We start from the raw sequence: 25175 nt of genomic DNA, 5'->3' as shown, positions 1-25175 counted from the left end.
TATGATTGGAGAGGTGGATATTATGAAAGAATTTTTTGGAAATTGTATAAATGAATCAGAAAATGGTTTTATTACTGCAGAAGAAATTAGTCAACAGCCTTTTTTATGGGAACAGGTTTTAGAGATATTTATTGATAAAAAAGAAGATTTTGAAAAATATTTATTTAATAAATTAGAAGATAAAGATTTAAGAATAATATTTACAGGTGCTGGGACATCAGCTTATATAGGAGAGGTATTAGTTCCATATTTATTATATAAAAAGAATATTTTTAGTGAATATATACCAACAACTGATTTGGTTACAAGTCCCGAGAAATATTTATTGAGAGAAAAATCTACATTATTAATTTCTTTTGGTAGATCTGGTAATAGTCCAGAAAGTATTGCTGCTATAGATATTGCAGAGAGTTATATTGATGATTTATTCAACATTATAATTACTTGTAATAATGAAGGAGAACTTTATAAAAGGTTTAAAAACAGCGAAAAAGATTTAACTATATTGATGCCTGAAAAGTCAAATGATAGAGGCTTTGCTATGACTGGAAGTTTTAGTTCAATGCTTTTATCAGCAATGATTTTATTCGATATTGATAATTTTGAATTATATAAGAAAGATATTAATTTAATATCTAAAAGAGCTGAAAAAATAATTGAAGAAGATTATAAGAAAATAAAAAATATTTGTAATTTTAAATCTAATAGGGTTGTTTTTCTTGGATCTGATATTTTGAAAGGTTTTATTCGTGAGACTAGATTGAAGGTTTTGGAGTTAACTTCTGGACGAAAAGAAAGTTCTTTTGAAACTTTTTTAGGATTTAGACATGGACCTAAGTCTATTTTGAATGAAGAAACAGATATATTTTTTTATTTGAATGTAGATGATTTTACTAATAAATATGAAATTGATTTAATTGATGAAATAAAGTCTCAGAATAATTATAAAAATATTCTTATTTGTGATCCTAAGGGATTTAAAAATATTAAGGATTATACAGAATTTTATTTTGATTTTTCTGATATTTATGAGGATCTAAATATTAAAGAACTTATTTATTTTGATTATTTAGTTTTAGCTCAAATATATGCTTTTATTTCTTCTGTATTGTTAGAGATTAATCCCGATAACCCTTCTCCAAATGGTCAGGTGAATAGGGTGGTTAAGGGAGTAAAAATTTATAAATAAAAATATTTATCTTAGGGAGGATTTAGACATGGGAGAACCAAATATTCTTTTAACACGTATTGATAACAGACTTATTCATGGCCAAGTTGCAGTTACTTGGAGTAATCATCTTGGAACAAATTTGATTTTAGTTGCAAATGATGAAGTTTCAAAGGATCAAGTTCAACAAAGTCTTATGGATATGGCGGCACCAGAAAATGTTCAAACGAGGTATTTTTCTATTCAAAAATGTATAGATATTATTCACAAAGCTGCACCACATCAAAAAATTTTTATAGTTGTTAGAACACCTGAAGATGTTTTGAAGCTTGTTGAAGGTGGAGTTCCTTTAAAGAAGGTTAATATTGGAAATATGCATTTTTCTGAGGGTAAAAAACAGATTACTTCTACTGTTTCAGTAGATGAGAATGATTTGAATGTTTTTAAAAAACTTACAGATAAAAATATTGAATGTATTATACAAAGAGTTCCAGATGAAATTGGTAAAGATATAAAAAAATTTTTTTAATTAAAGGGGGGATTTGAATGTTTTTACAGGCTTTACTTATTGCTATATGGGCAGGTATAGCGGGTATTGATTTGTTTAATGGGTTGACTCATATTCATAGACCAGTTGTTACTGGGCTTGTTGTTGGTTTGATTTTAGGAGATGTTACTACTGGTATTATTGCTGGGGCAACTTTGGAATTAGTTTGGATGGGGATGGTTCCATTAGCTGGAGCTCAACCACCTAATGTTGTTATTGGTGGAGTTATAGGAACTTCTATAGCTATTTTGGCAAATCAAGATCCAAATGTTGCAATAGGGATAGCAGTTCCTTTTGCAGTTGCTGCTCAAGCTATGGTTACACTTTTGTTTACTATTATGTCTCCTGTTATGCATAAGGCGGATGAATATGCGGAAAAGACAAATTTGAAAGGAATAGAAAAAATAAATTATTTAGCTATTTTGGGATTATTTTTATTTTATGCTGTAATAGCCTTTTTACCTGTTTATTTAGGAGCAGAATCCGCTCAAACTATAGTTGAGGCTCTCCCAACATGGCTTATTGAAGGTTTAGGTGTTGCGGGTGGAATGATGCCAGCTATAGGATTTGCAATGCTTTTGAAGATAATGTTGAAAAAAGAACAGGTTGGTTTTCTTATTTTAGGTTTTATTTTAGTAACTTATTTAAAACTTCCTATTTTAGCTGTAGCACTCATAGGAGTTTCAATAGCAATGTATGATTATTTTAATCAAAAAAATAAACCTAATAAAGAAGAAAAAAAGGAGGAATATGCAGATGGAATCTAATTTATATGAAGATAGAAGTAAAGAAAAAGTAATTACAAAGAGAGATTTGGATAAGATGGCATGGAGATCTTTATTGCTTCAAGCATCTTTTAATTATGAAAGAATGCAGGCTTGTGGTTGGTTATATTCATTATTGCCTGGTTTGAAAAAAATTCATAAAAATAAAAATGATTTATCGAAGTCTATGAAAATGCATATGGAATTTTTTAATACACATCCTTTTTTAGTAACTTTTATAATGGGAATTGTTATAGCTATGGAAGAGGCTAAAGAAAGTATAGATACTATAAGAAATATAAAAATAGCAACTATGGGACCTTTGGGAGGAATAGGAGATGCATTGTTTTGGTTGACTCTTTTACCTATCGCAGCAGGTGTTGGAGCTTCTATATCTTTAGAGGGCAGTATTGCTGGACCTTTTGTATTTTTACTTATTTTTAATATAGTACATTTTGCTTTGAGATTTGGTCTTATGAGATATGGGTATAATACTGGAGTTAGTGCTATAACTAAGCTTAAAGAAAATACAAAATTAATTTCAAGAGCAGCAGGAATATTAGGGCTTTTAGTTGTTGGAGGATTAATTGCTTCATATATTAATTTTAATCTTACAGCTGTTATACATGCTGGAAAAGCTACAGTTGATGTTCAAAAAGATTTACTTGATAAAATAATGCCAAATATTTTGCCTCTTGGTTATACATTGATAATGTATAAACTCTTAAAAAAAGGAAGATCACCTATTTTGTTGATAGGAATAACTGTTTTGATAGGAATATTTGGTCATTTAATAGGTATAGTATAGGAAGTGATTTATTTTGATAGGAATTATTTTAGCAAGTCATGGTAATTTTGCAAATGGTATTTTATCTTCTGCAGAAATGATAATTGGTAAACAGAAATATGTGGATATTGTTAATTTTGTAGATGGAGAAAATTTAGATGATTTAGATAAAAAAATTCATAGTTCTATAACTAAGTTTAGAGATTTAGATGACATTTTTATACTTTGTGATATTGCTGGAGGATCTCCTTTTAAACAAAGTTCTATAATATCTTTGAAATATAATAATGTAAAGGTTGTTGGTGGTATTAATTTGCCAATACTACTTGAGATTTTTATGAATAGAATGTCTTCTGTTGATGAAAATTTAAGTATTATGAAAAAAGAATTTCCAAATACTTTAAAAGAGTTTAATTTAAAAAATAATAAAAATAACTTTGTAGAGAAGGGTATTTGAATGAATCAAAAAATATTAATTTTTTGAAAATGGAGGAGAAAATATGATTTCATCTAAAGAAGTACTCGAGAAAGCAAGGAATGAAAATTATGCTGTTCCAGCATTTAATATACATAATCTTGAAAATTTTCAAGTTGTTGTAGAATCATCTGCAGAATTGAGATCTCCTGTTATTATTGCGGCCACTCCTGGTACTGTGAAGTATGCTGGTGCTGAGTTTTTGATTAAAATGGCTGAAGCTTCTATTCAAAAGTATAAAATTCCGATTATTTTACATTTGGATCATTTTGTAGATAAAGAAGAAATTAAGAGTTTGATAAGGCTTGGATTTGGTTCAGTTATGATAGATGCTTCTATGGAAGAATATGAAAAAAATATAATTATATCTCATGAAGTATCTGATTATGCTCACAATTTTAATGCCACTGTAGAGGCAGAACTTGGAAAACTTGGTGGTAGAGAAGAGCATATTGAAGTTAAAGATGATGAAGTTTTTTTGACGAACCCTGATTATGTTTGTGATTTTATAAATAGAACTAATATAGATTCATTGGCTGTAGCAATTGGAACTGCACATGGTTTGTATAAAAATAAGCCTAAACTTGATTTTGAAAGATTAAAAACAATAAATAAGAAAGTGAATATTCCATTGGTTCTCCATGGAGCATCAGATCTTCCAGATGATGATGTTATTAAATGTATTGAGTATGGAATAAATAAAGTTAATATAGCAACGGAATTGAAAGTACCTTTTTCTAAAGCCGTTAGAAAATATTTAGTTGATCATCCAGATGAAAGTGATCCAAGAAATTATATGACTCCTGGTAAAGAAGCTATGAGAGATATAGTTATTAAAAAGATAAAGCTTTGTGGAAGTGAAGGAAAATTTTAAAAGAGGTGAATTTATTTGCTTTTAACTGTTACTCTGAATCCTTCAATTGATAGAAGTTATTATGTAGAAGGTTTTAATAAAAACGGGGTTTATAGAACAAAGTATGAAAAAATAACTTCTGGTGGTAAAGGTCTCAATGTTTCAAGGGTTCTAAAAAAACTTGATATGGATGTAATAGCTACGGGTTTTTTGGGAGGGAAGTCTGGAGAATATATAAAAGATGAACTCGACAGATTATCTATAATTAATGATTTTGTGAATATTGATGGAGAAACAAGAAATTGTATAGCTATATTATCTGATGATGAGTCTCATACGGAGATCTTGGAGAAAGGACCTGTTATAACTGAAGAATATTTTTATTTGTTTTTAAAGAAATTTGAGAGTATTTTGGAGCAACACTTAGATATAAGGTTTGTTAGTGTTTCTGGAAGTATTCCACAAGGTTTGAAAGATGATATTTATAAAAGACTGATAATGTATTCTAATAAGTTTGATATTAAAATAATTTTAGATTCCAGTGGAGAGTATTTGAAAAATGGAATTGAAGCAAAACCTTTTCTTATAAAACCTAATTTAGATGAAATTAATAGTTTATTAAATAAAAATTTAAATCAGAAAAATTTTATTGAAGAGATTGAAAATCTTGAATTGGAAAATATTATAATTTCATTAGGTGAGGATGGAGCGATTGCCAAACTCAAAAATAATTTTTATAGGGTTATGATTCCAAAGGTCAAGGTTATTAATCCAGTTGGATCTGGTGATTCTATGATTGCTGGTTTTATGATTGGCTATGAAAAGGATTATGATGATATTAGATTATTAAAATTTGCAACAGCTTGTGGAATGTCTAATGCCATTACAAAAACTACTGGTGATATTGATTTGATTTTTTTGAAAGATATTATAAATGAAATAGAAATAAAAAAAATTTAATTTATTTGATGTATTATATCATCTTCTATTATTTTGATTGGTAGAAGATGATATTTTTTTGAATTTTTATAGGTATACTCAAGTATATGTAATATATATTTATTTTAACATATATATTATAAAATTTAATTATAATAATTATTGGGGGAGTGAATTTTTTTGATTGGTATTGTAGATGTTGGTGGTGGAATGAGAGGAATTTATTCTGCTGGTGTATATGATTATTTGATTGAAAGAAATATTGACTTTGATTATTGTCTTGGAGTTTCTGCTGGAAGTGCTAATCTCATGTCATATGTAGCAAAACAAAAAGGAAGGAATTATCCTTTTTATTATGAATATGCTTTTCGTAAAGAATATATGAGTTTTCATAATTGGCTTATAAAAGGTTCTTTTTTTGATTTTGATTATATATATTCGGATTTATCTAATGAAGGTGGAGAAAATCCAGTTGATTATGATTCGTTTAAAGAATCTAAATCTGAATATGTAGTTGTTGCAACTGAAGCAAATACAGGAAAAGCTCGTTATTTTGATAAATCTGATGTTAGTCGCAATAATTATGATATACTTAAGGCTTCATGTTGTGTTCCAACTGTTTGTAAACCTTATATTGTTAAGGGTGTTCCTTATTATGATGGTGGAATTGCTGAACCTGTTCCATTTAAAAAAGCTTTTAAAGATGGATGTGACAGAGTTGTGGTAGTTTTAACAAGACCGAGAGATTATATTAAAGGAAAGCAGAGTCATATGTCTCTCATAAAACATAGTTTGAGGAAATATCCAGAAACTTTTAAGAAAATAGAACAAAGAAATGAAAAATATAATGAAGCAGTTGAAGAACTCAAAAAAATGGAAAAAACTGGAGAGGTTTTGATTGTTGATCCGAAAGAATGTTTTGGAATAACAACTTTAAAAAAAGAAAAAATAGCTTCTAAAAAACTTTATGAATTGGGATATTCTGATGGAGAGAAAGTTGAGAAGTATCTTAAAAATTTTGAAAAATAAGTGTGCATAATTTTATGCACACTTTTTTAGACTATATATAGTATATATGAATTGATTAAACTATAAATAAACTATATTTTTAAATTAATAGACTGTAATAGACTACAAAGATTATTTTATATAATTTTTCCATGTTTTTATCATGTTTTCTATATCTTCAAAGGTTTCTTTTTTTAATAAAGAACTTCCGACAAATGCTGCATCGGCACCGGCATCATTTACCATTTTAAAATCTTCTTTTTCTGATATTCCTACTCCGCAGTATATTGATTGTTTGATTCCTTTTTTTCTTAAGTATTTTATTACTTCATTAAGTGTTTCATAATTTTCTTTGAAACCTTTTTTCCCTGGTTTCGCTTGTAAATAGACAAAGCCATTTGAGTTTAATGCATTTTGTACTTCTAAATCATCGAGATGATATTGTACATATGTTGATATTTTTAATCCTTTTTTTATTAATTCATTTTTTGTTTTTTCATCTTTATTTCCAACAAATATGATATCTTCAATTCCTGTTTCTTTGCATTTGTTTATGAATTTATCCACACCGTATTCAATGATTGTATGTTCATAAGCTAAGATTAACATACCTACATTTTTGTATTTATTTCTCAATATTTGTATGTTTTCAAAGTATTTTTCATAGTTTGAACAGTTTTCATAGGCTTTTTTCATTCTATTTCCTATGAATTCGCTATCAAGAAAAGGATTATTTGTTGGAAGATCTATTTCTAATATGTCACAACCAGAATTTACATATACTTCTGCTCTTTTTAAACTTTCTTCTATATTTGGATATCCAAAAGATAAGTATCCTATAAATTTACAATTACTCATTTTTTTCCTCCATAATAAGCTTTTAATATTAATTTTTTCATCATATCAAAATCTGGAATTATTGGATTTGTTTTTGTACATCCATCATTTATTGACATTTGAGTTATTTCGTCTATTTGATTTTCAAATTTTTCATCATTTTTTATGTATTCTTTTAAATTTTTGGGGATATTCATTTTATCATTTAATTTTTTGACTTCTTCAAGAATACTTGTATAGTTTAATTTTTTTGCCAATGATTCATATTTTTCTTTAGCTTTTTCATCTTGCATATTGAATTCTATTATATAAGGTAATAGTATTGCATTTCCAAGCCCGTGTGGAACGCCATAAAGGCTTCCTATTGTATGAGATATACTATGCACTATTCCAAGAGATACATTTGTAAAAGCCATTCCAGCTATACATGATCCAAGGTGCATCATTCCTCTTGATTCAGGGTTTGGATTATTGTATGATTCATACATATTTTCAAATATCACTTCTATAGCTTTTTCAGAGAGAACATCGCTTAAGAAATTAGCTCTTTTTGAAACATAAGATTCTATAGCATGAGTTAATGCATCCATTCCTGTAAATGCAGCTACAGATTTTGGCATGCTCATGACCATTTCTGGGTCAAGTATTACTATGTCAGCTATTAATTGCATATCACTTACACCGCATTTTTTATGTGTCTTTGGATCTGAAATTACTACTGAACGACTTACTTCACTTGCTGTTCCACTTGTTGTTGGAATAGCTGCTATTATAGCTTTGTTTCTCATTTTTGGTAAATTATTATGTAATGCTGTAAATTTTTCTATTGTGTCTACTTCTGGATGTTCATATAATACCCACATAGATTTTGCAGCATCCATTGCCGAACCTCCACCTATTGTTACTATTAAATCAGGTTGAAATTCTAACATTTTTTTTGCCCCAGATTTAACTATATCAAAATCTGGATCTGGGTTTATTATTTCATCAAAGATTTTTACTTCAAATCCAGCTTCTAAAAGATATCTTTCTATTTTATTTAGTGAATCGCTATTTATTAAAAAATCTGCCGGTACTATATAAGCTTTTTTTCCTTTTAATGTTTTTAAATGTTCTAAAGAATTTTCACCGAACATTAATTGTTCTCCACCAAATTTCATTGGACGCATCATTTTTTGTTCCTCCTTTATTTTTTTATTATTTTCATCAATTCATTTACTTTTTCTAAATCTATTTTGTTTTCTGTTTTTAAACTTGTTCCAACTATAGCTCCATGAGCATATTTGAATTGTTCTTTTGCATTTTGGTTATTGAATCCACTTCCTATTATCACAGGGGATTTTATAGCATTTCTAACTCTTTTTATTGATTCAAGAGGTGTTTCGCCACCAGTATGAGAACCAGTTACTATTACAGCATCAGCACCACAACTTATTGCCATGTTTGCCGATCCTTCAATTGACTGTTCGGTTATTCTTGAAGTATATTTTACTTGTATATCTGCAAATATTTTTATATTTTCAGCATTTAACATTTTTCTATATTTTATAGCTTTATCACATACTGGTTTTATTATTCCTATAAATGAGTCTACTGTGTCTACGAATACTGGTATTCTAACGAAATCAGCATCAATAGCTTTTGCTATAGATAAAGCACTTTTATAATCGTTGAAAGCTGCATCTATACCTATAGGTATTTTAGTTTTAGATTTTATTACTGCAGAAACTGCTGATAAAGCTACAGATTGAGATAAATCAAGTGTTTCACTGTATGGCATATCTGCAAAGTTTTCTATCATTATTGCATTAACTCCGCCATTTTGTAATGCTAAAGCATCTTCAATACCTTTTTTATATATTTCTGGCATATTGTTTTTAAAGTTTGCAGTTCCAGGTAGAGCATCTAAATGAACCATTCCTATTACAAAATTTCCATTTTTTAATTCTTCAAACCAATTCATTTTTTTCCTCCTCAATTTTTGCATATTTTACTATACCATTTAATACAACGTTTATTAGATCATCTTCGGCTTTTGTTCTTTCTTCGCCTTTTAAAAAGTCATTTAAGTTTTCTAATACTGTTGTCATAGTAACTATACAGCCTTTTATTCCCATTAAATTTGTTAGAGTTAATATTACACTTGATTCCATATCTATACCACTTATATTGTATTTTTTTAGATTTTCAAATGTTTTATTTACATTATTTTTCATCTTGTTTGATAGTTTAGATTCTTTCATTTGTGAGTAAAAACCATCCATGCTACATATTATTCCATTGTTATATTCAAGACCATATTCTTTTGAACTTTCATTCATTATTTCAACTAATTCATATGAAGCACATGAAGGATATGTTTTTGGTGCATATGTTGGGCTCGTTCCATCTTCTTTCATTACAGCAGAAGGTATTAATAATTTTCCCAATAAATCATCTTTTAAGCCCATTATTGTTCCAACTCTAACAGCAACTTCCATTCCACAGTTATACATTTCTTCTATTGCTATTGCAGCTGAAGGTGCACCTATACCAGTTGATGTAGCAGTTATTTTTATACCTTTGTAAAATCCTGTATAAGTTAAATATTCTCTATTTGAAGCTATTTTTTTACAATTATCTAATTTTGTAACTATTTTTTCTACTCTTCCTGGATCTCCGCATAAAACTACATATTTTGATATCTCTTCCGGGCTTACTTGTAAGTATAATGTTTTTTCCATGTTCAACCTCCATAATATTCTGTTAATCTTTTTTCAAGTCTTTTTTTGTCAGGAATATTTTCAAGACATCCTTTTTTTTCTATGATGAAAGAGGATATTGTAGATCCTATTTGAGCACATTTTTCATATTTTTCACCATTTAAAAATCCAAATATAAATCCTGCCATATAAGCATCTCCAGCACCAGTTGTGTCTAAAACATTGTTTGTTTTTATTATGTCAACTGAACTTTTTTTTATTTCATCATTTTCTAAATATATTATTTCTGCAGGTTTATTACCATGAGTTATTACGGCACATTTTAATTTTTTTGAGTCTTTAAATAGATTTTCTATTTTGCTTAGGTCACATATTTTTTCTATTTCTATTTTTTCGCTACCATTCATGAATATTATGCTTGAGTTATGTATTATTTTTTTTAAAAGGTCATGATCAAATGCATCAAAATCACATTTCATACCGAATATTATTGGAATATTATTTTTTATAGCTAATTCCGCAGCTCTTTTATTGTAATTAAATTCTCCGACGGTTATTACGAGATATGAGGCTTTTTTTATGAGCATTTCATCTATTTTTACTTTATAATCACTATCCATAGCTCCCTTATAAAATAGAGTTATATGATTTCCTTGAGGATCTTCTATTAAAAGTGATCCAGATGTATTCACGTTTTTAATTCTTTCTATTCCATCAAGATTTACATTTCTTTCTTCTAAAAAATTTTTAAATCCGGATGTTTCAAAATCATCTCCTACTCTCATCAGTGGTAAGGCTGTTTTTCCAAGGACAGATAATATTGTTGCTATGTTTACATTGCAACCACCCATATATACTCTTGAATAATCACCATTTTTTATTATCGTTGTTTTATGAAATTGAGGGGAATCATTTATATATATTATTCTGTCTAAACTTGGATATCCACAAGCGAGTATATCTATATTATTTGTCATATTTCACCTCTTTCAAGAAGTTCTAAGGCTTTTTCTTTATTTATTACATGACCAAAATATTTATCTATATCTTTAAGATTTATTTCATGTGATAGTTGATCTTTTGATGAAACACAGTCTTCTATTACGTATGGAGTATAATCTAAATAATATGCATCATGAACTGTAGCTCTTATGCAATTATTTGTTTTTACACCTGTTATTAATAATTCTTTTATATTGTTTTCTCTTAGTATGAGATCTAAATCTGTTGAAAAAAATGCACTGTATCTTCTTTTGAATACTGTGTAATCTGATTTAGAGTTGAAATCTAATTCCTCAACTATTTCATCTCCACCAGTATTTTGTACACATATTGGTTCGAAATTTATAAGACTTTTATCAAATTTGTTTTCTCTATAAGAATGTCGAATGAAAATTATTAGACAGTTATTTTTTCTTGCAGATTTTATTATTTCATTTATATTGGGGATTATTTTTTTGTATGATTCATGGTATGCTTTTCCATTTTCATCACAAAAATCTTTTAGCATATCAACTATTATTAATGCTTTTTTAGTCATTTGTTATCCCCCTTTTGATCTTATTTTTTTTATTTTTGATACCTATAAAAGTTAATATTATTATTACAAATATAAATGGTATTGTTTGTATTAATGACCCAGGTACATCGAATATTTGTAATGAGATTTGGAATGTTTCTCCTAAACCAAATATAAAACTGAATAAATATGTACCAAGTGCAGTTCCTTTTCCACTGAATATTGCAGCAAGTGCAATGAATCCTCTTTCAGCAGTCATTTTTTCGACGAATAAATTTAAGCTTTCTAAAGATAAATTTACTCCAGCTAATGCACAGTATAAGGAACTTAATAATACTGATATATATCTTATTTTGTTTACTTTTATTCCAACGGCTTTTGCGGCGTTTTCATTTTCACCAACTACCCTTATATGTAATCCTATTTTTGTATGTTTTAAGGTTATATAAGTTATCAATAACAATAAAAATGATACATAAACTATTGGTGTATGATTATTGAATATATCAGATATTATAGGTATTTTATTGAGTATTGGTACATCTATTGGATCGAGACCTATTATTTTATCTGAAGATAATATTCCCCTTATTCCAAACCATTGTTGAAGCCAAAAAGCTGTTATTCCATATGCAGTCATATTTACTGCAAGTCCAACTATGATAAAGTTTCCTTTTAAGGTTATTCCAAAGAATGAGAATATTAAACCTATTATTAAAGAAACTCCAAAAGCAGCCATTATTGCGAGTAAAGGACTTCCTGTGAAATAACTTGTAACAACACCCATAAAGGCTGCCATCAACATCATTCCTTCAAGAGCTATGTTTAAAACACCTGTTTTATGTGTAAAAAGTCCTCCTAAAGCTGCAAGAGCTATCGGAGTTGTAACTCTTATTGCTGTATGTAATATCTCCATCATTTTCACCTGCTCTTAATTTTTTTGAATCTTTTAACGGTGAAGTCAACCGCAAGGAAGAATATTATTAGACCTTGTATTACAGATATTATGGTTCTTGGAACATCTGCTAATAGTTCCATTTGAGCACCACCACTATAAAGTCCTCCAAAAAATATAGAAGAGAATATAACTCCTATTGGATTATTATTACTTAATAGTGATATTGTTAAACCATCCCATCCAAGCCCACTTGAGAATCCAGCAATAAATCTTTTATATGTTCCCAAAACTTCCATTGCTCCAGCAAGTCCACCAAGTGCTCCAGATAATGTTATTATGTATATTGTTTTTTTTGCTGTTTGCATTCCACATGATTCTGAAAAATTTACGTTTTTTCCCATTGATTCTATATCATAACCAAATGTAGATTTTTTAAACATTATATATATTAATATTGCAAATATTAAAGACAAAAATAATCCATAATGTACCATTGAACTGTCAAATATTTTTGGGATTACAGCAGATTTTTCTACCATTTCAGTTGCTGAAAATCCAGCATCTTTAGCTTTAAAAGGGAAAGATGCGAGATAGGTTGTTCCAAGTATTGCAACATAGTTTAACATTATTGAAGTAACCATCTCATTTACATCTAAAATCCCTTTTAAAATTCCAGGTATCATTGCAAATAAACCACCCGTTATCATACCTATTAAAAGAGCTATAGGTATATGTATATATGGTGGAAGACCGTGAAAATAAATTCCGGCAAGTGATGAACAAAATCCACCTATATATAAAGCTCCTTCAACTCCCATGTAAAATAGATTTGCTTTGAAAGCTATTGCTGTTGCTGTACCAGTTAAAATTAATGGTGTTGCATAGTATAATGTTGATAAAAAAGCTCTACCACTTCCAAAAGCACCTATGAAGAGATTATAAAAAGCTGATATTGGATTTATATTTGATATTAAAAGTATTATGCTTCCAACGAGAAAAGCAAGCAAGATTGGAATTATAAACTTCATTATATTGAATTTAAATATTTTTTTCATCATTATGATTCACTTCCTCGCTTAGTCCTGACATCATTAATCCTATTTTTTCTTTTGTGGCTTCTTTTGAGTTTAGTTCTCCTACTATTTTTCCTTTATACATTACTATAATTCTGTCGCTTAAGTTCATTATTTCAGATAATTCAGAAGAAAACAATAAAATTCCCATACCCTTTTTTTTGCAGTTCATTATTTCTGAGTGAATGAATTCTATGGAACCAACATCTACTCCTCTTGTTGGTTGACTCACTATTAAAAGTTCTGGATTTTGACTTAATTCTCTTGCTATTATTATTTTTTGAGCGTTTCCACCTGATAAACAACTCACATTATCTTCAATTGAGTTAGTTCTTATATCGAATTTTTCTTTTAAAGTTTCACAGTGCTTTTTTATATCATTCCAATTAAAAATATGTAGTTTTGGTGAAGAATAAGAGTAATGATATCCGGCAATCATATTTTTATATATCGGCATATCAGAACATAAGCCATCTACGTATCTATCTTCTGGAATTATTCCTATTTTATGATTTCTTATTTTTCTCGGATCTTCACATGTTATTTCTTTATTTTTAAAAGTTATTTTTCCATTTGAGCATTTTATTATTCCAGATAGTATTCCGAGTAATTCTGTTTGTCCATTACCCTCAACACCAGCAATTCCAACTATTTCACCTTTTTTTACTTGTATGTTTATATTTTCAAGAAGAGATCTTGTTTTATTTTTTAATGAAACATTTTCAATAGAATATATATTTTCTCCTATTTCACTTTTAACCTTATCAACCTTTAAAATTACCTCTCTACCAACCATCATTTTTGCAATATCTTCTATACTTACTTCAGAAGTCTTTGCTTTTCCAACTATTTCACCTTTTCTTAAAACTGTTATATTGTCTGAAAAATCTTTAACTTCATTTAATTTATGAGTTATTATTATTATTGTTTTTCCTTTTTTTTGAAGTTTTTTTAAGTTGTTCAGCAATTCTATTACTTCTTGTGGAGTTAGTACGGCAGTTGGTTCATCGAGTATTAATATTTCAGCATTTTGGTATAATATTTTTAATATTTCAACTTTTTGTTTTTCACCTACAGAAAGGTCTTTAATTTTAGTATCTGCTGAGAATGAATAACCATATTCATCTATTAAATTTTGAACAAGTTTTTTTTCTTTTTCAAAATTTATGAACATTTTATTTTTTGTTATTTCATTTCCAAGAAAAATATTTTCAAAGATTGATAAACTTTCAACTAATTTAAAATGTTGATGAACCATTCCTATTCCATGTTTTATAGCATCTTTTGGGTTTTTTATATTTATTTCTTTTCCTTTTATGAATATTTTTCCAAAAGAAGGAGTGTATAATCCATAAAGCATATTCATTAGGGTGGTTTTCCCCGCTCCGTTTTCACCAACGAGAGCGTGGAAATCACCTTTATATATTTCAAGGTCAATATCTTTATTTGCAAAAAAATCTCCAAATTGTTTTGTGAGTTTTTGGGTATTTATTATCATTTCCATTGAGAAACACCTCTTAAATTATTTTGCTGTAATATCTGTAACCTTTATTTTATTATTTATTATATCTTGTTTTATTTCTTCTAATCTTTCAAGATATTTTGCTGGAATATCATCTTTTGTATACTTCATTTCTGTTAAAGAAACACCTTTTTGTGCGAGTGCAGGGGTCATAACAGTATTATTTTGAAGTTTCCCATCTACAAGTTGTTTTATTATTTCATATATAGATAAATCTACTCTTTTTAGCATACTTGTTAAAATTGTTCCTGGTTTTAAATAATCTTGATCTGTGTCAACACCTATAGCATAAACATTTTTGTTTTCAGCTTCTTCGAAAACTCCTATACCAGTTCCACCAGCAACAGAATATATGATATCTACTCCATTATTTATTTGTGATGAAGCTATTTCTTTACCCTTATTAGGATCTCCGAAACTATTTGCATATCCTACTACTACTTGTATATCTTTATCTATGTATTTTGCCCCTTCTCTATATCCAACTAAAAATTTATCTATTCCAGGTGATTGAATTCCACCAATGAAACCTATTTTTTTGTCTGAATTTATTCTTGGAATTGATGTATCTGTAGTCATTAAAGCTGCAAGAGCACCAGCAAGGAAAGAACCTTCATGTTCTCCGAAAACTACCGATACAACATTTGGAACATCTACAACTTGATTGAATATTGCAAAGTGTGTGTCTTTATATTTAGGTGCAACTTCTTTTAAAACATCACCATGAGCATATTCCATTGTAATTATTAAATCGTATCCAGCTTGAGCTAAATCATTTAAGAATTTTTCGCCTTCGGCAGCATCTTTTGGTTCAATTACTTTTGTTTCTATGTCCATACCTTCTTTTGCTTTGACTAATCCTTGATAACCACTGTCATTCCATGATTTGTCTCCGAGTCCCCCTTGGCTTGTTATCATAGCCACTTTTATGCCATCTTTCTCGTCGCTTTTTTCACATGATACTAATAAAAATAACATTAACACGGATAATAAAATGAAAAAAACTTTCTTCATAAAATTCCCTCCTCATAAGGATAAATCTTTAATGATTTTGTTTTATAAAGTTTTTAAATATTTAAAATAAAAAACTTACAATTAGATTATAACGTTATAATGTTTAAAAACAAAATAGCATTTTTTCAAATAATAACCTTTTATGGCTAATTAATAAAAAAGAAATAGGTATATTAATAAAATTTGAAAAAATGCTTAAAAATGAGGTGGAAAATAAAATGATAGAGTTTGGAGTTGCATTGTATCCTGATGATATTAGTATATCACATGATATAAAATATTTGGAAATGGTTAGAAAATATAATTTTTCAGAACTTTTTTTATGTTTATTTTCTGCAGAAAATCTTGAGAATTCTAAGAGAATTATAAATATAGCAAAAGAAATGGGTTTTTTTATAACAGCAGATATACATTTCGATGTTTTTAAAGACCATGGACTTAATTATGAAGATATTTCTTTCATCAAAGAAATTGGTTTGGATGCTATTAGATTAGATAAAGGTTTTAGTGGTTTTGAAGAAGCTATGATGACTTATAATGATTTTGGTATATTTATTGATTTGAATATAAGTAGTGATTATAATATAGTTGAAAAAGTTTTAAGTTATAGACCAAGAAAAAGTTTTTTAAGGGCGTCACATAATTATTATCCAAAAGATTTTACTGGATTGTCAGAAGAATATTATATTAAAAGTACTTCTTTTGCAAAACTGAATGGGTTAAAAACTTCTGGGTTTATTTTTTCACAAAATGGAGATTTTTCAATAAAATCATCTATTTCTAAAACACCTATGCTTGAAATGCATAGAAATTTTGATATAGTAACTCAGGCTAAACATTTAATAAATATGGAATTAAGTGATAAAATTATAATAGGAAATTGTTATGCAAAAGAAGATGAAATAAAAAAATTATCAGAACTTGAAGAATCTATTTTAAGCTTTGATATAATACCGATGAAAGGAATAAGTGATAAAGAAAAGGAGTATTTAGAATTTCCATTGTATACTTGTCGTGGAGATAATTCTGTTTATACTATAAGAACTTTAGAAGCGAGGAAGAAGATTAAAAATATATGTGTTAAAAATAATTCTTATGATATAAACAGAGGTGATATTTTTATAGATAATGAGAATTCTGAAGGTTATGAAGGAGAACTTTCTATAGCTTTGAAAAATATTAAAAATAATGGAAATATGAATGTATTGGCGAGAGTTAAAGAAGAAGAAATTTTTATGTTAAAATATTTAGATTCTTGGAAAAAATTTAATTTTAATTTTATGAAAGGGAATGGAGATTATGATAGGAATAGATAAGAATTCTGGGGTACCTTTATATAAGCAAGTTATGGATGATTTAGAGAGAAAGATAATAAATGGAGTTTATAAGATTGGTGAATTGATACCACCAGAACCAGAGTTGATGAGTGCTTATAATGTTAGTAGGATTACCATAAGGCGAGCAATTGATGATCTTTCTAAAAAAGGTTATCTTGATAAAAGACCTGGTAAAGGTACATTTGTTATAAATAAACATATAAGTATGGGAACACAAGAAAAAATAAAACTTAAAAGTTTTTCTCAAAAAATGAGAGATATGAATATAGAGCTTCATACTAAAATTTTGTCTTTTAAAAGAGTAAAAGTAGATATCAAATCTTTTGATAAAGCAATTCCAACTAATTCTCATTATTATCTTTTGAAAAGACAAAGAAGTATTAACAAAGAGATAATCATGGAATTTGATACATATGTATCTTGTAAATACGATTTGGAGGATTTACTTGAGAATCCAAAGTCTATAGTTTCTTTGTATGAAATTTTTAATGATAGAAATATAGTTTTGAGAAGATCTGTTGATTATATGGAGGCAATTTTAGGCAAAGATTTGCCAGATATGTCATTTGAAATAGAGGATAATATTCCTTTGCTAAAAAAAACAAGAGTTTCATATGATGTTGATGGGGATATGGTTGAATATACGGAAATTTATTATAAGCCTTCTAAATATATATACAGTAATGAATATATCTATATAGAATAAAAACTTAAATAGCTTAAGCTATTTAAGTTTTTTTAATATTCTCTATCTCCACCAAAAAATCCACCTATTATGTCTCCAGCAACAGTTCCAGAATTTCTTTGTTCGCCTCTATTTGAATATCCTGAAGCAGCGACTATTCTATCTGCAAGTCTTGAAAAAGGCAAGCTTTGAAGATATACAGTTCCAGGTCCAGAGAGTTTTGCAAGAAACATACCTTCCCCACCAAATAATGCATTTTTAAATCCACCAATAAATTCTATATCATAATGGATTGAATTTGAAAATCCTACTATACATCCAGTATCGACTTTTAATATTTCTCCAGCATTTAATTGTTTTTCTACTAAAGCCCCACCTGCATGTATAAAAGCCATTCCATGTCCTTGTAACCTTTGAAGTATGAATCCTTCACCACCGAATAGACCCGTACCTATTTTTTTTGTTAATTCTATTTCTATTTCAATACCATTTGCAGCACATAAGAAACTATCTTTTTGACATATAAAAGTACCATTGAAATCTGTAAGATTTAAAGGAACTATTTTTCCAGGATAAGGGGCTCCAAAAGCTACATGACCTTTTCCAGAACCATTTTGTACGAAGTTGGTTATGAAAAAACTTTCGCCTGTAAACATTCTTTTTAAACCTCTAAATAATCCTCCTCCTGTGTTTGTTTGCATCATTATATCATTTTCCATATACATCATTGCACCCGCTTCTGCTCTTACTCCTTCACCAGGATCGAGTTCTATTTCTACGAGTTGCATATCATCTCCAACTATCTTATAGTCTATAATATCGGCCATTTTAATCCCTCCTAATTATCTTTTATAAAATTATACTTTATTTTTTTTAAATTAGGAAGGAAAGATATTATTGTTTATTTAATAAATTTTCTTTAAACGCTTTTAAGTTTTCTTCAATACTTTTATTTTCTTGTAAATAAACTTGTATTTTTGATCCTTCAGCTGCCATTGTAGCATTTTTACCAAGTGGTGGAGCTATTATTATATTTACATTTTGTTCTGCTAAAAATTGTATTGCTTTTGGTCCTGCACCATGTTCTGTATTTGAATTATTTTTTATGAAATTAAAATCTTTTTTTTCATCATCAAATATTACAAAGTATTCAGATCTTGCAAATCTATCATCTACTAAAGATTCTTTTTTATTTTCTTTTGAACATAAAGCTATTTTCATGATATTTCCTCCATTAAATTATTAAATATATTTATTATATCTTCTTTAGCTTTAGAATCATATTCGATTATACTTTTTTGTTTTTGTGTTGCTTTCAAAACAGTTTCATCAAATGATATATTGCCAAGAAGTTTTATACCATTATCTTTACAAAATTTTTCTATTAGTTCAGTGTTCTGAATGTTTAGGTCAAATCTGTTTATAACAATTCCAAACTCTCTTTTAAAATGTTTGGTTGTATCTATTATTCTTTTTAAATCATGAATACCTGACTTTGTTGGTTCTGTAACTATTATTACATAGTTTACGCCTGTTATTGAAGAGGTTGCTGGGCATCCCATCCCAGGAGCTCCATCTATTATTATATAATCTGTTTTTTCTTCTTTTGATACTTCGATGGCTTTTTTTCTGATTTCTGCAACAAGACCTCCAGAGGTTTCTTCTCCAGGTTCTAAAGAACCATGAATTACTTTCATTTTTTTATTTTCAGATAAATAGTATTCTCCCGCTCTATTATCTATTAATTCTATCGCTTTAACAGGACATTTTAGAACACATAAATTGCATCCTTCACATGAATATTCATTTATTTTGAATTCTTCATTTATAAAATCAATAGCATCAAATCTACATAATGTTTGACATTTTCCGCATTTTATACATTTGTCTTGTTCAATGAAGGCTTTTTTTCCACCATAGTAATCATATTGTTTTTTTAATTTTGGATTCAAAAGTAAGTATAAATTTGAAGCATCAACATCACAATCAGCTGCTGTGTTATTTTGAAATAAAAAATTCAAAGCACCGCTCAATGTAGTTTTTCCAGTTCCGCCTTTTCCACTTACAATAGATATTTGCTTCATTGGACAACACCTATCTTATTTAAAATATTTTGAAATATTATTTTGTATTTATCGTTTTGTGAAATTAATTCACCTTTTGAATACATCAAAGCTATTTCTTTAGAAAAAGGTATTTTTTCGAGTATTTCTATATTATTTTTGTTTAAATATTCTTCTATTTCGGTGTAATCTTTGTCATATCTATTTATTATTATACCCATTTTTAATCCCATTTTTTGACATATTTCAATTACAGACTTCATATCATGAAATCCAAATGGAGTAGATTCAGTAACTATTATTGCATAATTCATATTTTTTAATGTTTCTACAACTGAACATGAAGCACCTGGAGGAGCATCAAGTATTTGAAGATTTATATTTTTTGAATGTTTTTTTAAAGTTCTTATTATCTTTACACCAGAAGGTTCTCCTATATTTAATAGCCCTTGACCAAAGTATATATTATTCTTTTGACCATATTCAATAGTTCCAATAGATTTTTCTTTTTCTGATATAGCTTCATGCGGACATACTATTGAACATACTCCACAACCATGGCATAAAGAATTGAATACCATTACTCCATGATTAAAAACGTTTATAGCTCCAAATTGACAACTATCTGCACATAAACCACATTTTGTACATTTTTGATTATCTATTTCTGGGACTAATAAATTTATTTTTTCTTTTTTATTGAATTCAAAATTAAAAAAAATATTTGAATTAGGTTCTTCAACATCGCAGTCCAAAAGTTCTATTTTGGTATATTTAGACAAAATATTGGTAAGGTTGGTAGAAACCAAAGTTTTACCAACCCCACCTTTACCAGATAAAACGGCAATTTTCAATTTTATTCAAACTCCTTATTATTTATATTTCTCCAACCTCTACCATTTTTGCTGCATCTTTTACCTCTTCTTCCTGTAAATTCTATGTTTTCGTTTCTTAAACTATTTTTTCTTCTACCTGTGCATTTTTCACCGTTTCTTCTTCTTCCATCACCGAAAGGTCCTGTTCCATCTCCATTAGGCATAAGAAATCCTCCTTTTTAAATCAGATAATTTTTATTTGATATGTATATATATTATATATAAAAAAATTATATATATCAAATAAACATATAAAAAGATTTTTTTGTTTAATTGGTAATAATTTCTTATAATAGTCTCTAATCTAGAATAATTAGAAATGAAATATATTTTTTTTTGTGATATATTTATTTTGTATATAAAATTATGGAGGTAATAAATATGAAAAAATTAGCTATGCCTTTGTTGGATGATAATGGAAAAGATTCTGTTATTAGTGAACATTTTGGCCATGCTCCTTATTTTGGCTATATAACTTTAAAAGATGAAGGATATGATATAGATATTCAAAAAAACCCGTTGTCTGAACATGCACCTGGTCAAATTCCAGGACTTATGAAAGAAAATAATGTGGATGTTATGGTTGTGAGAGGAATTGGATCAAGAGCTGTTGAATTTTTTAATCAATTTGATATAGAAGTTTACAGAGGAGTGAGCGGTAATCTTAAACAAATAATGGAAGATTATTTAAGTAATAATCTTGAAGATGATGAAACTTATGGATGTAATCATGATCATCATCATTGATGAAAATTTAAACCCTATAAGTCTATTGTGAAAATAGAAAACTAATATTTATTATTAGTTTATGAATCCAGAGTATTTAAATGCTCTGGATTTTTTATTTTTTATTATTATTTTTGTTATCTTTAATTGATAGAATTGAATTACAAATATTTTTGGAGGTGTTTTATGAGATTAGTAATGCCTGTTTTAAGTGATGATTCTATAAAATCAAATATAAATGAAAATTTTTCAAAATCAGAATATTTTGCTTTTGTTGACCTTGAGAGTGAGTCATCGAGAATAAGTGTTGTTGAAAATCCTCATAAAGATGATGAAGATGAAAAAGTAGCTAAATATATAGGTGAAAATCAAACAGATGTTGTAATTGCTGATTCTATAGGTGAAGATATGTGTAAACTATTAGCTGAATTTAAAATTAAGGTTTTTTATGATGCTAAAGGAACTGTTGAAGAGGTTGTTAATCAGTTTATTCAAATGTTGATGAGCCAACAAAGTAGTTGTGGTGGATGTTCTGGATGCGGTGATGGAGAACATGAACATGAAGGCGGATGTTGTGGTTCAGATGAAGGTGGATGTTGCGGACATTAATTTATAAGTCAATCTTTATAAAAATAAAGATTGACTTTTTTTATTGTATAAACTATATTTAATAAAATTATAATATTGAATAAAATAATGTTATATATAAGAATAGTTTTAATATAGTTTTAAGAATAGTTTGTGAAAAGATTTAGCGTTTTATGGTATAATTTATTTGAAAATAAGATATAATAAAAAGTATATATAAATTAAAAAGTTCACAAAATTTCATTATAAAAGAGGGATGTTATATGAATAAAGAGTCTATGTTTAGGATAGGTAGTTTTAACATTCGATATCAGAATGAAGATGATATAGGTTTGACTTCATGGGTAGTTAGAAAAAATAAGGTTTTAGAACTTATTAGATTTCATGATATTGATATAATAGGCCTTCAAGAAGTTTTGAAAGATCAATTGATATTTTTAAAAAATGGTCTTAAAGGATATGATTATGTCGGAGTTGGAAGAGAAGATGGAGAAGAAGAAGGGGAGTTTGGACCAATATTTTTTAAAAAAGATAAATTTATACTCGAAGATTGGGGAGTTTTTTGGCTTTCGGAGACTCCTGAAGTTAAAGGCAGTATGGGATGGGATGCAGCTTGTATAAGAATAGTAACATGGGCAAAATTTAAAGTTATAAAAACAGGAGATAGTTTTTATTTTTTTAATACTCATCTCGATCATGTTGGGAAGGAAGCTATGGAACAAGGCACTTATCTTTTATTGGATAATATAAAAAATATTGCAAATAAATTTCCAGTTTTATTGACCGGAGATTTTAATAATACTCCTAACAGTGAGGTTTATAAAATTCTTACAAGAAAATCTGAAAATTTTGTCAAAGATTCGAGATATATGAGTATAAATGAACATTACGGTTGTGATTTTAGTTTTCATAATTTTAAAATTTTAGAGATATTTGAAAATATTCAAAAAGGACTCATAAATGATTTTCCCCTCATTGATTATATATTTATAAAAAATAATGTTAAAGTTATAAATCATGCTATTTTGCCGGATAATTGGAATGGAGTATATCCTTCTGATCATATGCCAGTGATAATAGATATAGAACTTTAATAACTTTTAAAAAAGACATCTGAATTTTTTCAGATGTCTTTTTTTTTGGTAAATATTTTCACTTCTATGGTGAAAATATTTATTTGATTAATTTTTTTGTTTTTCCTATAATTTGATTATATATTTTATTCTGAAGGAGAGATGTATATGGAAGATATAAATGTTTTATTAGTTTGTGGTTCTGGAGCATCCAGTGGATTTATGGCAGCTAATATAAGAAAGCAAATAAAAAAAGTTATAACATCAATAGATGAAGTTGACAAAATTGAAAAATCTGATTTATTAATTTCAATAGTTCCAATATTTGAAAATATTCCTAAAAATACAGTTATTATAACTCCTTTTATAAATTATAAAGATATAGATATGATAAAAGAAAAAATAGAAAAAATTAAAATAAATAAAAAAAAGATAAGACTTAAAAGACATTTGGTAAAAATATCAAATCCAAAATTTTTTTATAGAAATTTAGAGTTTAAAAATGATAAAGAAGCTTTGAGATTTATGACGAAAATTATGGAAGAGGAAGGATATATAGAAAAATCTGATTACAATGAAATTTTAGAGAGAAATATTTTACGATGTTTATGATAATTTGATAGTATTATTGTTAGAGGAAGAAAATGCTTATAAATTAACAGAATGTGTTACATACAAACAATTTATAAAAGAAATAATAAGGTTGATAAAATAAAAGAGATATGCAATTGCATATCTCTTTTATTTTGAATATAATATTTTATCAAAACTTATGCTTAAAATTTCCCAATCATTATTTGAATATTTCATCATTATATTTAAGTAACCAATTCTATCCGCATGATAAAAACCTGATACTCCGAATGATATGTTTATTATGGATCTATTAAAATTTAATGTATTTATTTGTGAAATTCCTCCTATCATCAAGGATGTATTTTGATTTATTAGGGTTCCATTTTCATCATAAAGATTTTCATTTATATATTTAGTTTTCTTATTATTTAAGTCTATAATAAAATTAAATTCATTAATTGAAAGTGATATTTTAAAGTCATTTAAAAAGTATCCTTTTATATTAAATCTATTTATGTTAGAATCAAAAATAATTTTTTTTGATTTTAAATCTATTATAGATACATTTTGATAGTTTCCACTACCACCAGTATAGTTTTTTATAATTATTTTTGGATTTGATTCTTTTTCATTATATATATTTATTTCTGAATCATATCCGCCATTTATGATGTTTTCAATTATATTTATGTTTTTATTATTATAGATGATTAATTTTAAATTATCGCTGTAAATATCTGTTTTAGATGATTTTTCACCTATTAAAATTATTTTTTCTATTTCATCATCTTCATCTATATTTTTATTTAAAACATCTAACACATAGTTTTCATTTTTTAATTCTAAGTTTTTATCTATGAATTTATCTCCAATGAAAAGAAGATTTCTTGAAAATATTGTTAATGAAAGTATTAATAATAAAAAGATTAATATTTTTTTCATAAAGTTCCCTCCATATAATAATTTTGTTAAATAATTATACAATAGATTTATTATATTTTTCTTAATATATTTTCATTTTTATTATTTATATTATATATTGTATAATTAAATTTATAAGTGATAATTTTATAATATGATTTTAACTTTTTTTGTTTTTTATAATATAAAATTGAAATATAAAAGTTTTTATAAATATTATAAGGG

At 27.4% G+C, this 25175-nt stretch carries 29 protein-coding genes and 1 pseudogene; 14 read left to right on the top strand and 16 right to left on the bottom strand.

The window, feature by feature from the left end; all coding sequences use genetic code 11:
- Positions 1–22: 22 nt before the first annotated feature.
- The 8 genes from PWP28_RS05625 (at position 23) to PWP28_RS05590 (ending at position 6562) form a co-directional block, all read left to right on the top strand.
- Entirely contained in the window at positions 23–1189 is a 1167-nt protein-coding gene (locus PWP28_RS05625; RefSeq protein ID WP_264150676.1) for an SIS domain-containing protein, read from the top strand.
- A 28-nt stretch (positions 1190–1217) separates the two neighbouring features.
- Entirely contained in the window at positions 1218–1697 is a 480-nt protein-coding gene (gene agaB, locus PWP28_RS05620; RefSeq protein ID WP_109604787.1) for a PTS galactosamine transporter subunit IIB, read from the top strand.
- A 17-nt stretch (positions 1698–1714) separates the two neighbouring features.
- The gene (gene agaW / locus PWP28_RS05615) at positions 1715–2482 is read left to right on the top strand and encodes a PTS N-acetylgalactosamine transporter subunit IIC (protein ID WP_109604786.1); all 768 of its coding nucleotides are present in this window, start codon (positions 1715–1717) and stop codon (positions 2480–2482) included.
- Positions 2472–3287 (top strand): PTS system mannose/fructose/sorbose family transporter subunit IID, encoded by an 816-nt coding sequence (locus PWP28_RS05610; protein WP_308644390.1) that lies wholly within the window; start codon positions 2472–2474, stop codon positions 3285–3287. The genes agaW and PWP28_RS05610 overlap by 11 nt, the downstream gene beginning before the upstream one ends.
- Before the next feature lie 13 nt (positions 3288–3300).
- Positions 3301–3723 (top strand): PTS sugar transporter subunit IIA, encoded by a 423-nt coding sequence (locus tag PWP28_RS05605; protein ID WP_158274828.1) that lies wholly within the window; start codon positions 3301–3303, stop codon positions 3721–3723.
- Between the two features lie 43 nt (positions 3724–3766).
- Positions 3767–4615: a tagatose-bisphosphate aldolase subunit GatY gene (gatY, locus tag PWP28_RS05600; RefSeq protein ID WP_109604783.1), complete on the top strand. Its 849-nt coding sequence runs from the start codon at positions 3767–3769 to the stop codon at positions 4613–4615.
- Positions 4616–4630: 15 nt separating this feature from the next.
- Positions 4631–5554 (top strand): 1-phosphofructokinase family hexose kinase, encoded by a 924-nt coding sequence (locus PWP28_RS05595; protein WP_308644389.1) that lies wholly within the window; start codon positions 4631–4633, stop codon positions 5552–5554.
- A gap of 159 nt (positions 5555–5713) precedes the next feature.
- Positions 5714–6562, top strand: a complete 849-nt coding sequence (locus PWP28_RS05590; protein ID WP_308644388.1) for a patatin family protein — start codon at positions 5714–5716, stop codon at positions 6560–6562.
- A gap of 111 nt (positions 6563–6673) precedes the next feature.
- On the opposite strand, the gene trpA is transcribed toward PWP28_RS05590, so the two are convergent.
- The 10 genes from trpA to PWP28_RS05540 are packed head-to-tail and all read right to left on the bottom strand — an operon-like array spanning position 6674 to position 16106.
- Complete coding sequence (gene trpA, locus PWP28_RS05585) at positions 6674–7399, bottom strand: tryptophan synthase subunit alpha (protein WP_109604781.1); 726 nt, start codon at positions 7397–7399, stop codon at positions 6674–6676.
- Positions 7396–8550 carry an iron-containing alcohol dehydrogenase gene (locus PWP28_RS05580; protein ID WP_308644387.1) on the bottom strand — a complete coding sequence of 385 codons (1155 nt, stop codon included), beginning with the start codon at positions 8548–8550 and terminating at the stop codon, positions 7396–7398. The genes trpA and PWP28_RS05580 overlap by 4 nt, the downstream gene beginning before the upstream one ends.
- Positions 8551–8564: 14 nt before the next feature.
- Positions 8565–9341: a BtpA/SgcQ family protein gene (locus tag PWP28_RS05575; RefSeq protein WP_109604779.1), complete on the bottom strand. Its 777-nt coding sequence runs from the start codon at positions 9339–9341 to the stop codon at positions 8565–8567.
- Positions 9328–10101, bottom strand: a complete 774-nt coding sequence (locus PWP28_RS05570; protein ID WP_109604778.1) for a nucleoside phosphorylase — start codon at positions 10099–10101, stop codon at positions 9328–9330. The genes PWP28_RS05575 and PWP28_RS05570 overlap by 14 nt, the downstream gene beginning before the upstream one ends.
- 2 nt (positions 10102–10103) lie before the next feature.
- Positions 10104–11057: a PfkB family carbohydrate kinase gene (locus tag PWP28_RS05565; RefSeq protein WP_308644386.1), complete on the bottom strand. Its 954-nt coding sequence runs from the start codon at positions 11055–11057 to the stop codon at positions 10104–10106.
- Entirely contained in the window at positions 11054–11620 is a 567-nt protein-coding gene (locus PWP28_RS05560; protein WP_264150667.1) for a cysteine hydrolase family protein, read from the bottom strand. The genes PWP28_RS05565 and PWP28_RS05560 overlap by 4 nt, the downstream gene beginning before the upstream one ends.
- Entirely contained in the window at positions 11613–12518 is a 906-nt protein-coding gene (locus tag PWP28_RS05555) for an ABC transporter permease (protein WP_308644385.1), read from the bottom strand. Before PWP28_RS05555 ends, PWP28_RS05560 begins: the two co-directional genes overlap by 8 nt.
- Before the next feature lie 2 nt (positions 12519–12520).
- Entirely contained in the window at positions 12521–13555 is a 1035-nt protein-coding gene (locus tag PWP28_RS05550; RefSeq protein WP_109604774.1) for an ABC transporter permease, read from the bottom strand.
- Entirely contained in the window at positions 13536–15074 is a 1539-nt protein-coding gene (locus PWP28_RS05545; RefSeq protein WP_305081900.1) for an ABC transporter ATP-binding protein, read from the bottom strand. The genes PWP28_RS05550 and PWP28_RS05545 overlap by 20 nt, the downstream gene beginning before the upstream one ends.
- An 18-nt stretch (positions 15075–15092) precedes the next feature.
- Positions 15093–16106: a BMP family protein gene (locus PWP28_RS05540; RefSeq protein WP_305081899.1), complete on the bottom strand. Its 1014-nt coding sequence runs from the start codon at positions 16104–16106 to the stop codon at positions 15093–15095.
- A 218-nt stretch (positions 16107–16324) separates the two neighbouring features.
- Between PWP28_RS05540 and PWP28_RS05535 the strand changes: the two genes are divergently transcribed.
- Together PWP28_RS05535 and PWP28_RS05530 are read left to right on the top strand one after the other, a co-directional pair.
- Complete coding sequence (locus PWP28_RS05535; protein WP_308644384.1) at positions 16325–17422, top strand: MupG family TIM beta-alpha barrel fold protein; 1098 nt, start codon at positions 16325–16327, stop codon at positions 17420–17422.
- A complete protein-coding gene (locus PWP28_RS05530; protein ID WP_158274823.1) occupies positions 17406–18149 on the top strand; it encodes a GntR family transcriptional regulator in 744 nt (247 codons plus the stop codon). The genes PWP28_RS05535 and PWP28_RS05530 overlap by 17 nt, the downstream gene beginning before the upstream one ends.
- A gap of 32 nt (positions 18150–18181) precedes the next feature.
- Here the strand turns inward: PWP28_RS05530 and PWP28_RS05525 are convergent, their stop codons facing one another.
- The 5 genes from PWP28_RS05525 to PWP28_RS05505 all read right to left on the bottom strand — a co-directional run bounded on the left by PWP28_RS05525 (position 18182) and on the right by PWP28_RS05505 (position 21230).
- Entirely contained in the window at positions 18182–18955 is a 774-nt protein-coding gene (locus PWP28_RS05525; protein ID WP_109604769.1) for a TIGR00266 family protein, read from the bottom strand.
- Positions 18956–19022: 67 nt separating this feature from the next.
- Complete coding sequence (locus PWP28_RS05520; protein WP_109604768.1) at positions 19023–19349, bottom strand: NifB/NifX family molybdenum-iron cluster-binding protein; 327 nt, start codon at positions 19347–19349, stop codon at positions 19023–19025.
- Entirely contained in the window at positions 19346–20212 is an 867-nt protein-coding gene (locus PWP28_RS05515; protein WP_109604767.1) for an ATP-binding protein, read from the bottom strand. The genes PWP28_RS05520 and PWP28_RS05515 overlap by 4 nt, the downstream gene beginning before the upstream one ends.
- On the bottom strand, positions 20209–21045 hold the full coding sequence (locus tag PWP28_RS05510; protein ID WP_109604766.1) for an ATP-binding protein: 837 nt from the start codon (positions 21043–21045) through the stop codon (positions 20209–20211). The genes PWP28_RS05515 and PWP28_RS05510 overlap by 4 nt, the downstream gene beginning before the upstream one ends.
- A 2-nt stretch (positions 21046–21047) precedes the next feature.
- Positions 21048–21230, bottom strand: coding sequence for a hypothetical protein (locus PWP28_RS05505; RefSeq protein WP_109604765.1), 183 nt, complete (start codon positions 21228–21230; stop codon positions 21048–21050).
- A gap of 217 nt (positions 21231–21447) precedes the next feature.
- On the opposite strand from PWP28_RS05505, the gene PWP28_RS05500 reads away from it, so the two are divergent.
- From PWP28_RS05500 to PWP28_RS13820, 4 genes and pseudogenes are all read left to right on the top strand, one after another.
- Positions 21448–21813, top strand: coding sequence for a NifB/NifX family molybdenum-iron cluster-binding protein (locus PWP28_RS05500; RefSeq protein ID WP_158274822.1), 366 nt, complete (start codon positions 21448–21450; stop codon positions 21811–21813).
- A gap of 165 nt (positions 21814–21978) precedes the next feature.
- On the top strand, positions 21979–22401 hold the full coding sequence (locus PWP28_RS05495) for a NifB/NifX family molybdenum-iron cluster-binding protein (RefSeq protein ID WP_109604763.1): 423 nt from the start codon (positions 21979–21981) through the stop codon (positions 22399–22401).
- A gap of 242 nt (positions 22402–22643) precedes the next feature.
- Positions 22644–23474: an endonuclease/exonuclease/phosphatase family protein gene (locus tag PWP28_RS05490; protein WP_308644383.1), complete on the top strand. Its 831-nt coding sequence runs from the start codon at positions 22644–22646 to the stop codon at positions 23472–23474.
- 147 nt (positions 23475–23621) lie between these two features.
- Positions 23622–23705, top strand: a pseudogene (locus PWP28_RS13820) (PTS sugar transporter subunit IIB); the annotation flags it as partial.
- 489 nt (positions 23706–24194) lie between these two features.
- On the opposite strand, the gene PWP28_RS05480 reads toward PWP28_RS13820, so the two are convergent.
- The gene (locus tag PWP28_RS05480; RefSeq protein ID WP_109604760.1) at positions 24195–24971 is read right to left on the bottom strand and encodes a hypothetical protein; all 777 of its coding nucleotides are present in this window, start codon (positions 24969–24971) and stop codon (positions 24195–24197) included.
- Positions 24972–25175 lie beyond the last annotated feature (204 nt).

This window comes from Oceanotoga sp. (assembly GCF_030445905.1).
GTDB classification, from domain to species: domain Bacteria; phylum Thermotogota; class Thermotogae; order Petrotogales; family Petrotogaceae; genus Oceanotoga; species Oceanotoga teriensis.
This window is presented reverse-complemented; position numbering and strand designations above follow the sequence as displayed.